This window comes from Micromonospora sp. MH99 (assembly GCF_021442385.1).
Taxonomy (GTDB): Bacteria; Actinomycetota; Actinomycetes; order Mycobacteriales; family Micromonosporaceae; genus Micromonospora.
Genome location: NZ_MUZA01000026.1, coordinates 70666 through 83964, shown reverse-complemented (window position 1 = coordinate 83964; position 13299 = coordinate 70666). Strand labels below are relative to the sequence as shown.

Annotated in this window: 15 protein-coding genes and 1 pseudogene; 5 read left to right on the top strand and 11 right to left on the bottom strand. The window is 74.2% G+C overall.

Annotation, left to right across the window (positions count from 1 at the left end):
- The 5 genes from B0E54_RS16220 to B0E54_RS16200 form a co-directional block, all read right to left on the bottom strand.
- Positions 1-575 (bottom strand): hypothetical protein (locus B0E54_RS16220; protein ID WP_234584370.1); only part of this gene is annotated, 575 nt, incomplete at its 3' end.
- A gap of 183 nt (positions 576-758) precedes the next feature.
- On the bottom strand, positions 759-1409 hold the full coding sequence (locus B0E54_RS16215; protein ID WP_234584369.1) for a GNAT family N-acetyltransferase: 651 nt from the start codon (positions 1407-1409) through the stop codon (positions 759-761).
- A 73-nt stretch (positions 1410-1482) separates the two neighbouring features.
- Positions 1483-2796, bottom strand: a complete 1314-nt coding sequence (glp, locus tag B0E54_RS16210) for a gephyrin-like molybdotransferase Glp (RefSeq protein ID WP_007455335.1) — start codon at positions 2794-2796, stop codon at positions 1483-1485.
- Entirely contained in the window at positions 2793-3755 is a 963-nt protein-coding gene (locus tag B0E54_RS16205; protein WP_234584368.1) for a UTP--glucose-1-phosphate uridylyltransferase, read from the bottom strand. The genes glp and B0E54_RS16205 overlap by 4 nt, the downstream gene beginning before the upstream one ends.
- A 9-nt stretch (positions 3756-3764) precedes the next feature.
- The gene (locus tag B0E54_RS16200; RefSeq protein ID WP_234584367.1) at positions 3765-6134 is read right to left on the bottom strand and encodes a diguanylate cyclase; all 2370 of its coding nucleotides are present in this window, start codon (positions 6132-6134) and stop codon (positions 3765-3767) included.
- Positions 6135-6219: 85 nt separating this feature from the next.
- Between B0E54_RS16200 and B0E54_RS16195 the strand changes: the two genes are divergently transcribed.
- Positions 6220-6897, top strand: a complete 678-nt coding sequence (locus B0E54_RS16195) for a 5-formyltetrahydrofolate cyclo-ligase (protein WP_234584366.1) — start codon at positions 6220-6222, stop codon at positions 6895-6897.
- Positions 6898-6924: 27 nt separating this feature from the next.
- Positions 6925-7101, top strand: a pseudogene (locus B0E54_RS32465) (FmdB family zinc ribbon protein); the annotation flags it as partial.
- Positions 7102-7115: 14 nt separating this feature from the next.
- Here the strand turns inward: B0E54_RS32465 and B0E54_RS16185 are convergent.
- Both B0E54_RS16185 and B0E54_RS16180 read right to left on the bottom strand, forming a co-directional pair.
- Positions 7116-7388 (bottom strand): hypothetical protein, encoded by a 273-nt coding sequence (locus B0E54_RS16185; protein ID WP_234584377.1) that lies wholly within the window; start codon positions 7386-7388, stop codon positions 7116-7118.
- A gap of 608 nt (positions 7389-7996) precedes the next feature.
- Positions 7997-8179 carry a hypothetical protein gene (locus B0E54_RS16180; RefSeq protein WP_234584365.1) on the bottom strand — a complete coding sequence of 61 codons (183 nt, stop codon included), beginning with the start codon at positions 8177-8179 and terminating at the stop codon, positions 7997-7999.
- A 104-nt stretch (positions 8180-8283) separates the two neighbouring features.
- Here B0E54_RS16180 and B0E54_RS16175 point away from each other — a divergent pair, with 104 nt between their 5' ends.
- Positions 8284-8613, top strand: coding sequence for a hypothetical protein (locus B0E54_RS16175; protein WP_234584364.1), 330 nt, complete (start codon positions 8284-8286; stop codon positions 8611-8613).
- Positions 8614-8646: 33 nt separating this feature from the next.
- On the opposite strand, the gene B0E54_RS16170 is transcribed toward B0E54_RS16175, so the two are convergent.
- Positions 8647-9129, bottom strand: a complete 483-nt coding sequence (locus B0E54_RS16170; protein WP_234584376.1) for a DUF2231 domain-containing protein — start codon at positions 9127-9129, stop codon at positions 8647-8649.
- A gap of 204 nt (positions 9130-9333) precedes the next feature.
- On the opposite strand from B0E54_RS16170, the gene B0E54_RS16165 reads away from it, so the two are divergent.
- Both B0E54_RS16165 and B0E54_RS16160 read left to right on the top strand, forming a co-directional pair.
- Positions 9334-9762 carry a Fur family transcriptional regulator gene (locus B0E54_RS16165; protein WP_234584363.1) on the top strand — a complete coding sequence of 143 codons (429 nt, stop codon included), beginning with the start codon at positions 9334-9336 and terminating at the stop codon, positions 9760-9762.
- Positions 9763-9811: 49 nt separating this feature from the next.
- Entirely contained in the window at positions 9812-10675 is an 864-nt protein-coding gene (locus tag B0E54_RS16160) for an oxygenase MpaB family protein (protein WP_234584362.1), read from the top strand.
- Positions 10676-10719: 44 nt separating this feature from the next.
- Here B0E54_RS16160 and B0E54_RS16155 read toward each other — a convergent pair whose 3' ends face one another.
- Genes B0E54_RS16155 through B0E54_RS16145 form a run of 3 tightly spaced genes read right to left on the bottom strand, consistent with a single transcriptional unit; the run spans position 10720 to position 13212 of the window.
- The gene (locus B0E54_RS16155) at positions 10720-11670 is read right to left on the bottom strand and encodes a RecB family exonuclease (protein ID WP_374109278.1); all 951 of its coding nucleotides are present in this window, start codon (positions 11668-11670) and stop codon (positions 10720-10722) included.
- Positions 11671-11683: 13 nt separating this feature from the next.
- Positions 11684-12298 carry a MarC family protein gene (locus B0E54_RS16150; RefSeq protein ID WP_234584361.1) on the bottom strand — a complete coding sequence of 205 codons (615 nt, stop codon included), beginning with the start codon at positions 12296-12298 and terminating at the stop codon, positions 11684-11686.
- A 41-nt stretch (positions 12299-12339) separates the two neighbouring features.
- On the bottom strand, positions 12340-13212 hold the full coding sequence (locus tag B0E54_RS16145; RefSeq protein ID WP_234584360.1) for a PHP domain-containing protein: 873 nt from the start codon (positions 13210-13212) through the stop codon (positions 12340-12342).
- Positions 13213-13299: the final 87 nt, after the last annotated feature.

The window sequence follows — 13299 nt, the reverse complement described above, 5'->3', positions numbered from 1 at the left end:
CGGACCTCGGCCTGGCGGGCGGCCAGCCACGCCGCCTCCCGGGCGCGGGCGCGGCGGCGACGGCGGCCGGCGAGGGCACGCCCGCGCAGGTGTACGACGTACAGGGCCAGCAGCAGGAAGGTGACCGAGAAGCCGATCCAGAAGCCGGGGCTGACGAAGAGCACGCCGATCAGCTCGACGACGTTGAGCAGCAGCAGCGCGGCGAGCACCCGACGTCGGCGGTACACGGCGGGGGTGTGCTGCCGGTGCGGCGGACGGCGGCGGGAACGCTTGGGTGCGGGCGGTACGGCCCGCAGGCGGCCGGAGCGGCGTGCCGCCGGGGGCGCGGAGACCGGCGCGGCCAACCTACCCGTAGTCGCATCTTCACTCAGAGTGACGACGAGGGAGCGTGGCGGGTGCACGGGCTGCCGTCCTGGCACAGTGCGGCGCCGTCGATGGCGTTGGAGCACCCGCGCCGTCGACTGCGCCCGCTCCGCCACCAGCCGCTCGGTGGCGTCGTACCGGCGAACCAGTGCCGGGGCCAGGGCGAGCAGGCCGGCGGCGGCGAGGACGGCGAGGAGCACCGAGGTCGGCACCCTCACCCCTCCCGTCACCGAATTCGGAGCAACCGCTCCCCGACCGCAGGATCTTCCACCGATCGTGCCTGGGTGCGTAGATCGTCCGGGCGTTGAGCGCTTGCCGCAGCTTGCAGTTACTTGAGGTTACGGCGCACCGACCGCGATGCCGCCGCGCCGCGCCGATCCCGTCCGTGGGACGGCTCACCGCGCGGTGGCGCGTACCCGGTGCCAGCGGGCCAGCAGACCGCCCTCGGCGGCGACCTCTTCGCTCGTCATCGCGTATCCGATGTGGTCCCGCCAGGCGCCGTCGATGTGCATGTAGCGCACGTGGTACGACTCTTCGCGGAAGCCCAGCTTCTCCACCACCCGCCGCGACGGCCGGTTCTCCGGCCGGATGTTGACCTCGACCCGGTGCAGCCCACCCGGGCCGAACGCGTGGTCGACGGCGAGTGCGAGCGCCGTCGGGATCACTCCCTGCCCGGCGACCCGGGCGTCCACCCAGTAGCCGACGTAGCCGGAGCAGAAGGCGCGGCGCACGATGCTGCCGACGTTGAGATGCCCGACCAGCCGGTCCCGGTCGGCCTCGCGCAGGCAGACCGCAAACGGCATCCCCTCACCCTCGCGGGCGGAACGGCGCTGGTCACGGTGCACCCAGCGGAACGCGGCAGGCGAGTTCAACTCGTCCCAGCTGCCCGGCAGCGACGACTCCCACGGTGCCAGCCAGGCCCGGTTGGCCCGGCGCACCTCCGACCACGCCGCCGCGTCGGAGCGCCGGTAGGGCCGCAGCAGCACTGGACCGTCGACCAGCACCGCCGGCCAACCGGGTGCTCGGGCCGGTCCAAAGAGACTCACTCCCACAGTCTCCCGCGCGGGACCGTAAAGCGCGCAAGTGGACCCGCGATGGACCGCTGGGCGCGCGGAGACGTCACCGGCGCCTGTCGAGCAGCAGGACGTCCACGGTGGAGCCGGCGGCGGCGGTGGTGACCCGCTCGCCGAGCACCAGCAGCCCGTTCGCCTCGGCCAGTCCGGAGAGGGTGAACGGGCCACCGCGCAGCGGCTGCACCGTATAGCCGCCGCCGCGACGCTCCGCGACGTGCGCGGGGCGGAACTCCCGCAGCCCGCCGGGGGACGACACGGTCTCCAGCAGGTGCGCCCGGACGCTCGGCCGGAACACCGGCTCGGCGCCGGCGAGCAGTTGGATGGCGGGTCGGGCCAGCACCTCGAAACCGATCAGCGCGGCGCCCGGGTCGCCGGGCAGGCAGACCACCGGCACCTCCTCGGCGCCGACGGTGCCGAACCCGAGGGCGGTGCCGGGATAGAGCGCCACGTCGGTGAAGGTCACCGGGCCGGCGCGGCCACCCTCGCGGCGGGACAGGATCCGCCGCACCATGTCCCCGGGGCCGGTGCCGGTCCCCCCGGTGGTGATGATCAGGTCGGCGCGCAGGGTCTGGTCCTCCAGCAGCCCGCGCAGCCCCTCCGGGTCGTCGTCGCAGATACCCACCCGGTACGCCAGTGCGCCCACCTCGGCGGCGGCGGCGGTCAACGCGTGCGAGTTCGCGTCGACCACCTGACCGGGCTGGCTGCCCCGGCCCACGTCGACCAGCTCGTCGCCGGTGGCCACGATGACCACCCGGGGGCTGGGCCGGACCACCACGTGGCCGATGCCTGTCGCGGCGAAGACGGCGACGAGGGCCGGAGAGACGTACGTGCCGGCGCGGGCGAGCAGGGTGCCTACGGGCAGTTCCTCACCGGCGCGGCGTACCCCGTACCCCCGTTTGGGGGTGCGGAAGATCTCGACGGCGGCCATGCCCTGGTCGGTCCACTCCACCGGGACCACGACGTCCGCGGCGACCGGCAGCGGCGCCCCGGCGGCCACCGAGAAGCACGAGCCCGGGGTGAGCCGCACCGGCCGCCAGCTCGCCGCGCCGAGGTCGCCGACCACGTTGAGCCGGATGGTCCGGCCGCCGGGCGTGCCGGAGGGGGCCGGGACGTAGCTCGGGCCCCGGCCCCCTCCGGAAATGTCCTCCCACCGGGCCGCGTACCCGTCCACGGCCGCCTGGTCGAAGGCCGGGAAGGCGTGCGGCGCGACGACGTCCTCGGCGAGGACGTTGCCGTGCGCCTGGGTGAGGTCGAGGTCGAGTGGCGGCAGCGCTCGTAACCTGCGCAGCACGCTGCCCAGGTAGTCGGCGAGCGGCGTCAACTCGTTCGCGGCCGCCTCGGCGTCGGCCGTCGCTGTCATGTACCAGATCCGCCTGCCGCGTCGGCCTTGACGAACTCGGCCAGCCAGGAGCGGAACTCGGCGCCGAGGTCCTCGCGCTCGGCGGCGATCTGCACGACGGTCTGGAGGTACCCCAGCGGCATGCCGGTGTCGTAGCGGGTGCCCCGGTAGACGATCGCGTGCACCGGTGTGCCCTCGGTGCGCAGCAGCTCCATGGCGTCGGTCAGCTGGATCTCGCCGCCGCTGCCCGGCTTGGTGCGGCGGATCGCGTCGAAGATCTTGCCGGGCAGCACGTACCGACCCAGCACCGCCAGGTTGCTCGGCGCGTCCTCCGGCTGCGGCTTCTCCACCATGCCGGTGACCTTGACGACCTCGCCGATGTCGGTCAGCTCTGCCTCGGCCGGCTCGACGGAGGCGATGCCGTACCGCTTGGTGTCGGCCGGGTCGACCTCGAAGAAGGCGAGCACCACGCCGCCGGTGCGGGCCTGCAGCTCCAGCATCGCCGGCAGCAGCGGCTCGGACGGCTTGACGAACTCGTCGCCGAGCAGCACCGCGAAGGGCTGGTCACCGACGTGGGACTCGGCGTACCCGACGGCGTGGCCCAGCCCGAGCTGCTCCGGCTGCCGGACGGTGTAGATCTCGGCCAGCTCACTGGGCCGGCGCACGGCGGCCAGCCGCTCGGCGTCGCCCTTCTCCTCCAGCCTGGTCTCCAGGTCGGGGCGTCGATCGAAGTGGTCCACCATCGACGTCTTACCCCGACCGGTGATCAGCAACACGTCGCCGATGCCGGCCTGGGTGGCCTCCTCGACGATGTACTGCAGCACCGGCCGGTCGACCACCGGCAACAGTTCCTTCGGGACCGCCTTGGTGGCCGGCAGGAAGCGGGTGGCCAGTCCGGCGGCCGGGATAACGGCCTTGACCGCCAGGGGACGGCCGGTTGCGGCGACCGTCGATGAGGGGTTCGCTGAGTGCTCCGACATGCCGCGAGACTATCGGCCACGGCTCTGCCGCGGCGGGTGTGGCCCAGAAGACGCGCCGCCGCCCGGCCCCGGCCGGCCGACGTCGGGGCCGGCCCGCGCGGCGTCCGCGGCGGTGGCCGCCGGCTCGTCCGCCGGATCCGGGCGGGCGTGCGCGGGCCCCGACCGGTTCGATTCCGGTACGCCAGCGGTCGACTCCGACCGGGCGTGCCCGCCCGGCTCCCGCGGGACCTGCACCTGCCGGCCGGCCCGCGGCAGCCCGTCGGGTGGGCTGACGGCGCCGGCGGGCACCGGTATCTCCCACGTCGGCACGTCGGGGCGGGCCTCGGCGACGCGATAGGTGTCCCGGCCGGCGGCCTTGGCCGCGTAGAGGGCGTCGTCGGCGGCTTCCAGCACCTCCCGTCCGGTGCTGCCGTGGTCCGGGTAGACGGCGATGCCCACCGACACGGTGACCACTATCGGCCCCGCGTACGCCTCGACGGCGATCGGCGTCTCGCGCACCGCCGCGCCGAGCCGCTCCGCGACGATCGCGGCACCCCGGGCGTCGGTCTCCGGCAGGAGCAGCACGAACTCCTCGCCGCCCTGCCGGAAGGCCAGGTCGACCTCGCGGATCTCACCGCGTACCCGCCGGGCGAACTCGGCCAGCACGGTGTCCCCCGCCGCGTGCCCGTACGTGTCGTTGACGTCCTTGAAGCGGTCCAGGTCGAGGGCGAGGACGCTGAGCATCCGGCCGAACCGGCTGGCCCGCTCCACCTCCCGCCGGATCGACTCGCGCAGGTAGCGGTAGTTCCAGAGGCCGGTGAGCGGGTCGGTGAGCGACAGCCGCTGGGCCTCCTCGTGCACGCGGACGTTCTCCACCGCCACTGCCGCGTGGCCGGCGAAGGTGCGCAGGGTGTCCAGGTCGTCGTCGTCGAACTCGTCCGCGCCAACCCGGTCGTAGAGGGCCAGCACACCGAGCGCCGCCGCGGCGCCGGCCTCGTCGAGACACCGCTCACCGCCCGGGACGGTCGTTGTCGGACCGCCCGGTGTGGTCGTTGTCGGACCGCCCGGTGTGGTCGCTCCGCCCGGGGTCGAGAAGGGGACCGCGACGTAGGTGCGGCAGCGGGGCTCGCCGGTCGGGGCCTCGGTCGGTTCCAGCCGGCCCCGCTGCGGCTCGCCGGTCGCGGCCACCGCGCCGACCACGCCGACGCCCACGGGCACCCGCAGTCCCTGCGACCCGTCCGGGTCCCCCGCCGGCCAGCGCCCGTCCAACCCCTCGCTGCACTGCGCGACGAGCACCCCGCCGGCCTCCACCAGCAGCACCGCGCCGGCGCGCGCCCCGGTGGCCGCGATGGCGCTGTGCAGGATCACCCGCAGGATGCGTTGCAGGTCGTGGGTGCTGGCCAGGGTGTCGCCGAGCACCGCGAGGTGCCCACGTAGCTGGTCGCGGCTGCTGGTCAGCGCCGCGACGTACGACCCGGTCTCGCGGGTCATCCGGTTGAACGCTGCCGCCAGCCGTCCCAGCTCGTCGCGGCTGCGCACCGGCACCCGGGCGGTCAGGTCGCCGTGCGCCACCCGGTCGACCGCTCCGGCCAGCTCCACCAGTGGCCGGGTGGTCACCCGGGCCAGACGCCAGGCGGTGAACACGGCGAGCAGCCCGGCCAGCACGACCACGCCGGCCAGCGTGACGTGCAGCCCGGGCGGCCGCTCGCTCGGCACCGACAACACCAGCGGCAGCGGCTGGCCGGCGGACGGCCCGATCCGGCGCACGTACCGACCCCTGGTGCTCTCGGTGACCCGCTCACCGCTGGCGGACCCGGCGGCGGCCAGCACCGCGTCGCGTTCCTGCTGGGACTCGGTGGTGTGCGTGAAGCGGTCGGCGCCCGCACCGCCGTCGAGCAGGGTGACCGCGACCCCGGTCACCGCCGCCAGCCGGGCCACGAAGGCCGGGTCGACCAGGTGCGCGGCGGCCACCGTGCCCAGCAGCGCGCCGGCCGGGTCGCGGCGGTCGACCCGGGCGGCCAGCGCGCGGACCGGGCCGAACGGCGCGGCGGCCGGCTCGGAGCAGTCCCGCCAGGGCGTCGGCGGAGCGCCGGGCGAGGCGTACGTGACGCGTCCGTTCACGTCGGTGACCTGCACCGCTGCCGCCAGCCCACGGCCGACGAGCTGGCCGGCGGCGATGGCCGGGTCACCCGTGAGGGCGACCGTGTCGGCGGCGGCGCGCAACTGCTGGCAGAGCGCGTCGACCGAGGTACGCACAGTCGAGGCCGCCACCGCGAGGCGCTCGGTGGACCGGCTGCGGTCGACTGCCGCGACGGTGGAGGCGACGAAGAACGCGCCGAGCACCACCGGGCCGAGCACCACCACGAGGAAGGCTGCAGTCAACCGCCCGCGTAGCGTCACTCGGTCCCCCCGGAAGTTCCGCCTCCGTTGCTTGCGATGCTGACACAGAGCAACCGTGGGAGTGGCGTTGCGTCAGGAGTGTTGCGTGCCGGAATTTTCTTATGAAGCGGAAGTGGCCCGAGTGGCGAAGCGGGAAACCCGTGTCGACCTGCTCGCCCGCCGCCGGGCCCTGACTGCTCAGGCGCGGGCCGAAGCCGCCGGGCGCGTCCAGGCCGAGCTGGTCGCCCTGGTACGCCGGCTGCGCCCGGCCCGGATGACGGCGTACGTCCCGGTCGGCTCCGAGCCGGGCGGGGCCGACCTGCCGGAGGTGTTGCGGTCGGCGCTGCCGCCCGACGCCGAGTTGCTGCTGCCGGTGCTCCTTGCCGACCTGGACCTGGACTGGGCGGCTTATTCCGGGCCCGACGCGTTGGCGGCGGCCGGCCGGGGCATCCGGGAGCCGATCGGCCCCCGCCTCGGCGTGGCCGCGGTCACCGGCGCGGAGCTGGTCGTCGTGCCGGCGCTCGCCGTCGACCGGCGCGGCCGACGACTGGGCCGCGGCGGCGGCTCGTACGACCGGGCGCTGGCACGGGTGCCCGGGGCGGTCCTGACCGTGGTCCCGCTGCACGACGGGGAGCTGGTCGAGGCGCTGCCGGCGGAGCCGCACGACCGTCCGGTCCGCGCGGTCGTCACCCCCACCGACGGGATGCGTACGCTTGACGACGGCCCGGGTACGGCGCAGGGTGTCGCGCCCCACACGTCCGCTGGACGAACCCGGGGCGAATGACGCACCATTGGCACTCGAATACGTCGAGTGCCAACTGGCCGAGCTCAGATACCGGAGGAGAACGTGCCCACGTACCAGTACGCCTGCACCGCGTGCGGTCACCAGCTCGAGGCGGTGCAGTCCTTCTCGGACGAGCCGCTGACCGAGTGCCCGGCGTGTCAGGGGCGGCTGCGCAAGGTCTTCAACTCGGTCGGCATCGTCTTCAAGGGCTCGGGCTTCTACCGCACCGACTCCCGCGCGTCCGGCTCCGAGACCTCCGCCGGCGGCACGCCGAGCAAGCCGGCCAAGTCCGAGTCGTCCTCGTCGTCCTCGTCCTCGGGTGGGGATTCCGGGTCGTCGTCCTCGTCCTCGTCGTCCGGGTCGTCGTCCGGGTCGTCGTCCGGCGGATCGTCCTCCGGATCGTCGTCCGGTGGGTCGTCGTCCGGTGGGTCGGGCGGCGGCAAGGCTCCGGCAGCCAGCTCCGCCTCCTGACCCAGCCTTCCCAACCTCACCTCGCCTCGCCGACAGCGCCGCCCGCGATCGCCCCGGGCGGCGCTGTTTCAGCCTTGATCCACTCGGGTTCCCGGAAGTCGGCCTGTCCCGGCGGTGTTGATCGCCCGGATTCCAGGAACCCGAGTTGATCGGCCTCGCGTGCCAGCGCGGCCCCGCGTGCCAGCGCGGCCGCGCCCCTCGCGATAGCAGATCCGGCCGGTAGATGGGCGTTATCCACAGGCCGGACAGTTGTCCACAGGCGGGGACGAGGGGTCCGCAGGGCGGGCCGTTGCCGGCCTACCGTGCCGCTCTACGGGTGTCACCACGACGGCACCCGGGACGGAGGCGGCAGATGATCACCCGCACGTTGGACTCCGCTCGGGCGTTGCGCCCGCTGCGCCGGCCGGCCCTACCCGGCGGTCGCACCCTGTTGCGGGCCGGGTTGGTCGCCGCGCTGCTCGGCCTCGCCGCCGCGATCCTGCACACCCCCACCGGCATGGACACCCCGACCGGCGGCCGCACCGCGACCGGCTGCCCGGCGGCCAACGGCGCAGTCAGGGCACCGGCCCGGCTCACCCAGCCCGCCGCCGTGCCGGCGGTCGCCCGCCCGGCGGGCGCGGCGTCGGGGTCAGTCCCAGTGTGGGGGGCGTTGGGAGAGGAGCCAGTCGTCGTTGCCGCTGCTCCGCTCGCCCCAGCCCTGGTCGGTGTCGTCCGAGGTCTGCTCGGGCAGCACCACGAAGTCGTCCCTCAGGTCGACGGTGCGGTCGTCATCGCCGCGCGCGCCCTGCGTGCCGGGGTCCTCGGTGCTCACGAGCGGCAAGAATAGCGCAGGCGACAACGGGCGGTCGCTCGCCGCGGTCGGCACATCGACCAGAAGCGACCGGGCCGCCGGCTCCGTTGGTAGCGTCGAACGCCGTGACGACCCCCAGCGGTGGCAGCACCCCGGACGACGACTACTGGCGCCGGCCCGGGACCGGCGACGGCCCGATGGCGGACCGACCCCCACCCGCCACCACACCCACGAGCGGGTACGCGGGACCGCCCCCGAGCGTGCCGCCGCCGGCCGGCTGGCGTCCCCCGGTGCACCTGGAGCCGGCCCCGCCCCGACAGCTCCCGCCACAGGACATGGCCGTCCTGGATGCGGCCGAGCAGCGTTCCCAGCGGGTCACCTACGGCTTCGGCGCCGCAGCCGCCGTGGTGCTGGTGGCTCTTGTCTGCCTGCTCTGCTCGCGGCTCATCTTCTGAGGCGGCCTCCGACCGCGTCGCCCCGGCCGCCGGTCAGAGAGTGGTGCCCCAGACGGCCTCGGCGCCGGAGTGACCCGTCAGGTAGACGTAGACCAGGGCGGCGATGGCCAGCGCGACGGTAGCCACCGCCAGCACCGGCGTCACCAGTGCCGGCAGCCGCGGCACCCGCGGGTGCCCACTGGTCGCCACGAGCAGCGCGATGGCCACGATCCCCAGGGGCACCACGATCCGGAACAGAATGTCGCCGTAACGGGAGTGCTCGAAGATCTGGTCGAGTATCTGGCCCTGGTAGCCGCGGGCGACCAGGGCGTCGGTGAAGGCTTCACCGGACTCGACGGCCACGAACGCGGTCACCGGCGCGACCACGGCCAGGATGCCCAGCGCCCAGTCCAGTCGGTGCCGCCAGCGCGGCAGCCCCACGTATCCGATGGCCAGCACCGCCAGCAGTGGGACGATGACGACCACCGCGTGGACCACGAGGACGTGTACCGGTAGACCCAGGATCTCCTCGAACATCGACACCTCCAGGTGGATCACGGTGCGGGGAGCGCCAGCGTACGGACCGCCGGTCGTCCCCGAGCTCTCGCCCGGAGACACGCGCGCGGCGGCGATCAGGTTCAGCACGGCGCGACCCCGCTGGTCGGTCCGGCGGGCTGTGTCCGTGGCCACCCCGGGCAAGCGACGGTTGTCGCTGCTGGTCGTACGTGCTGTCATTGGCGCATGTCCGGTGGCGAGGAGTTGTTGCGATCGAGGGGCCTGCGCGTCACCCGACCGCGCCTCGCGGTGCTCGACGTTCTCGCCGACGGCGGTCACCTGGAGGTCGACGAGATCACCCGGCGGGTCCGCGAACGCCTCGACTCGGTCTCCACGCAGGCGGTCTACGACGTGCTGGGGGCGCTGAGCCGGGCCGGGTTGTCCCGCCGGATCGAACCGGCCGGCAGTCCCGCCCGGTACGAGGCGCGCGCCGGCGACAACCACCACCACGTGGTCTGCCGGGGCTGCGGCGAGATCGCCGACGTCGACTGCACCGTCGGCAGCGCTCCCTGCCTGGAGCCGGGCACCGCGCACGGCTTCGAGGTGGACGAGGCAGAGGTGACCTTCTGGGGTCTCTGCCCGAGCTGCCAGTCGCGCCGCGCCGCCGACAGCTGACCCGCCCGCTCCAGCGGCACCGACCGGCGGCCCGTGGCACGCTTGGTCGGTGGACTCCGATGACCTCGGCCTCTTCGGTCCGGGTTCGGTCACGTGGAAGGTGCACGAGGAGCCGATCCTGATCGTCGCGGGCCTGCGCTCGCTCTACCTCCAGGCGTTGCACCCCCGGGCCATGGCCGGGGTCGCGCAGAACAGCAACTACCGCACCGACGCGTGGGGTCGACTGGTGCGCACCGCCACCTACGTGGCGACCACCGTCTACGGCACCACGGCTGAAGCGGAGCAGGCCGGGGCGCGGCTGCGTCGCCTGCACGACCGACTGCGGGCCACCGACACCGCCACCGGCGAGGAGTTCCGGATCGACGACCCGGCCCTGCTGCGCTGGGTGCACGTCACCGAGGTCGAATCGTTCCTCACCACGGCCCGGCGGGCGGGCCTGCCGCTCACCGACGACGAGGTGGACGGCTACTACACCGAGCAGCGTCGGTCGGCAGCTCTCGTCGGGCTGGATCCGGCCACGGTGCCGGGCACCGCCGCCGAGGTGGCGGCGTACTACCGCGCCGTGCGGCCGGAGCTGCGGATGACCCGGGAGGCCGCCGAGACGGCGATCTTCCTCACGGCCCCACCGCTGCCGTGGAAACTCAGCCTGCCCGCCCGGCTCGGCCTCACTCTCGGCCCGCCGCGCTGGGCGTACCTGGGAATCGCCGGTACCGCGCTCGCGCTGCTGCCTCCGTGGGCCCGGCGGATGTACGGCGGATTGGGGCTGCCCACCACCGAACTGTCGGCGGACCTCACGGTGCGCGCCCTGCGCCTGGCGCTCGCCGCGGTGCCGCGCCGCTACCTGGAGGGGCCGTTGATACAGGCCGCCAAGGAGCGGGCCGAGCGGCACACCGCGACCTCGCTGGCCGGCTGACAGCCGGACCCGATCGGGGTCAGGTGCGGGTAGGGCGCTGACGGTCAGCCGTCGGCGGGCCGGTCGACGGCCGCCCACGGCTCCTTGCCCGGCGTCTGCGCCCCGGTCGGGCAGTGCCGCCGGAAGTCGCACCAACCGCATCGCGGGCCGGGCGCCACCGGGAACGCTTCGTCGGCGTCGCCGCCCTCGGCGACCGCCCGCTCGGCGGCCATGATGTCGCGGGCCGTGTCCTCGGCCCGGGTCAGCTGGCGGGTCAGCGACTCGACGGTGTGGTCGTGGCCGGCGACCGTGCCCGTCGGCAGGTGGTGCAGCTCCACCCGGCGACACGGTCGGCGGAACACCCGCTCGGCCGCGTACGCGTAGAGGGCCAGCGCCTGCGAGCCCCGGGCGTCGTCGGAGTCCAGCCCGGTGCGGCCCGTCTTGTAGTCGACGATGACCAGCTCCGGGCCCTCCGGCCCGGGGCGGGAGTCGATGCGGTCGGCGCGGCCGTTGAAGGCCAGCACGGCGGTCTTGACCGCCACCACCCGCTCGACACCGAGCGGGTCGGACTCCGGATCCAGCGTCTCGACGTACGCCTCCAGCCAGGCCAGCGCCCGCTGGTAGGCGGCCCGCTCCTGCGCGTCGTCGCGGTAACCCTCACGGACCCAGGTGCCCTTGAGCAGGAGGGCCAGCGCCTTCGGGTGCCGCCGGTCGGCGGGCAGCGCGTACCAGTTCTTGAGGGCGGTGTGCACGCTGGCGCCGAGCGAGTTGTGCGCCCACGGCGGCCCCTTCGGCGGCGCGGGCCGGTCGACGTAGGAGTAGCGGTAGCGGCGGGGGCAGTCCGCGTACGCGCCGAGCTTGCTCGGGGTGCAGACGAACAGCCGTTCCGGCATCCCCTCGAAGCCGAGCTGCTCGGCGCCACCGGGGCGCTGCTGGGGGGCTCGACCGCCTGCGGCGGGTCGTCCGGCTGAAGAGGCTCGTCGCACGCCTGCGATCCTGCCATCCACCGCCGACATTCCGGGTGTGCGGTCAGGCCATGTTCACGTACTGCGTCACGAAGGCCGCCACCGCGTCGGCGATGAGCTGTACGGCGATCGCGGCCAGGAGCAGGCCGGCGATCCGGGTCAACACCTCGATGCCACCGGGGCGCAGGATCTTCACGATGCCGCCGGAGAAGCGCAGCACGATCCAGACCGCGACCATGACGGCGAGGATGGCCGCGGCGATGGCGGTGAAGTCGCCGAACCCGTCGGCCTGCTGGACGAAGAGCATTGTCGCCACGATGGCGCCCGGTCCGGCCAGCAACGGGGTGCCCAGCGGCACCAGCGCGATGTTCGAGGTGACCTGCTGGCTGGGATCGTCGGCCTTGCCGGTCAGCAGTTCCAGGGCCACCAGGACGAGCAGCAGCCCACCGGCGGCCTGCAACGCGGGCAGGTCCACGTGCAGATAGTCGAGCAGGGTCTGCCCGGCCACCGCGAAGATCACGATTACGCCGAGAGCCAGCGCGACGGCCTGCCACGCTGCCCGGTTACGGTCGCGCGCGGGCAACGGCCCGGTCAGCGCCAGGAAGATCGGCATCATGCCCGGCGGGTCGGTGATCACCAGCAGGGTCACGAAAACCTCGCCGAACAGCTTCAGATCCACGGAAGAAACCTAGCCGCGCCGTGGTGGGCGAAATACGCGGATCAGCCCGAAGCGACCTCGGTCACCCCGGCGGTGACGATCCGCTCGTACGCCTCGACTCCTGTGGTGAACGCGCCGAGCTGGACGCTCTTGTGGGTGCCGTGGAAGTCGGAGGAGCCGGTGACCAGGAGACCCAAGTCGGCGGCGAGCGCGCGTACGTGCGCCTGCTCGGCCGGGCTGTGGTCCTCGTGATCGGCCTCCAGGCCGGCCAGCCCGGCGGCGGCCAGCTCGGCGATCAGCTCGTCGGGCACCACCCGGCCACGTCGGGTGGCGCGGGGATGGGCGAAGACCGGTACACCGCCGGCGGCCCGGACCAGCCGGACGGCATGGAAGACGTCGATGTCCTCCTTCGGCAGCCGGTACCGCTCACCCAGCCAGTCCGGCCCGAACGCCTCGCTGGTGCTGGCTACCAGACCGGCGCGGATCAGCGCCTGCGCGATGTGCGGGCGACCCACCGTGCCGCCGCCCGCCCCGGTGAGGATGTCCGGCCAGTTCACGTCGATGCCGTCGGCGCGCAGCAGCGCCACGATCCGTTCGCCGCGCTCCTCGCGGGCGGCCCGCACCCGGGTCAGCTCGGCGACCAGCTCCGGGTGGTCGGGGTCGAACAGGTACGCCAGGAGGTGCAGCGGCACCGGCGGCTGCGCGCCCGACCAGTGGCAGGACAGCTCGGCGCCTCGGATCAGGCGCAGACCGGGCGGCAGCGCCCGCACGGCCGGCGCCCAACCGGCGGTGGTGTCGTGGTCGGTGATGGCCAGCACGTCGAGGCCCGCGTCGGCACCGGCGCGGACCAGGTCGGCGGGGCTGAGCGTGCCGTCGCTGGCGGTCGAGTGGGCGTGCAGGTCGATCCGCGGCGCGGGGCCGGTACGCGAGGTCACCTCCCGACGCTACCCAGCGGACCCGAATCCGGCTCGCGTAGGTGCCGGCCAGCCCCGGGGCGTGCCCCTCAGCGCACGCCGCGCCAC